Origin of the sequence: Saccharothrix sp. NPDC042600 (assembly GCF_040647305.1) — a bacterium.
GTDB classification, from domain to species: domain Bacteria; phylum Actinomycetota; class Actinomycetes; order Mycobacteriales; family Pseudonocardiaceae; genus Actinosynnema; species Actinosynnema mutabilis.
Genome location: NZ_JBEZBW010000005.1, coordinates 165,774 through 166,528, shown reverse-complemented (window position 1 = coordinate 166,528; position 755 = coordinate 165,774). Strand labels below are relative to the sequence as shown.

The 755-nt window shown below is 70.9% G+C and carries 1 protein-coding gene; it reads left to right on the top strand.

The genetic code is table 11. The features are described 5' to 3' along the window. Nucleotides 1-755 (top strand): tetratricopeptide repeat protein (locus tag AB0A74_RS06375; protein ID WP_358247831.1); only part of this gene is annotated, 755 nt, incomplete at both ends.

Genomic DNA, 755 nt, shown 5'->3' with positions numbered 1-755 from the left:
AGGGCCACACCGACGAAGCAGAACAGCTCTACCGCCGCGCCATCGACGCAGGCCACACCGACGCCCTCGGCTCCCTAGGGCTGCTGCTGGACCAGCAGGGCCACACCGACGAAGCGATCGAACACCTCCAACGCGCCATCGACGCAGGCCACACCAACGCCCTCGGCCCCCTGGGGGCGCTGCTGGACCAGCAGGGCCACACCGACGAAGCGATCGAACACCTCCAACGCGCCATCGACGCAGGCGACACCCTCGCCCTCGGCCCCCTGGGGCTGCTGCTGGCCAAGCAGGGCCACACCGACGAAGCAGAACAGCTCTACCGCCGCGCCATCGACGCAGGCCACACCCTCGCCCTCGCCCCCCTAGGGCTGCTGCTGGACCAGCAGGGCCACACCGACGAAGCAGAACAGCTCTACCGCCGCGCCATCGACGCAGGCCACACCCTCGCCCTCAGCTCCCTGGGGGAGCTGCTGGCCAAGCAGGGCCACACCGACGATGCGATCGAACACTTCCGCCGCGCCGTCGACGCAGGCCACACCCTCGCCCTCGCCCCCCTAGGGCTGCTGCTGGCCAAGCAGGGCCACACCGACGAAGCAGAACAGCTCTACCGCCGCGCCATCGACGCAGGCCACACCCTCGCCCTCGGCCCCCTGGGGGAGCTGCTGGCCAGGCAAGGCCACACCGACGAAGCAGAACAGCTCTACCGCCGCGCCATCGACGCAGGCCACACCCTCGCCCTCGGCTCCCTGGGGGAG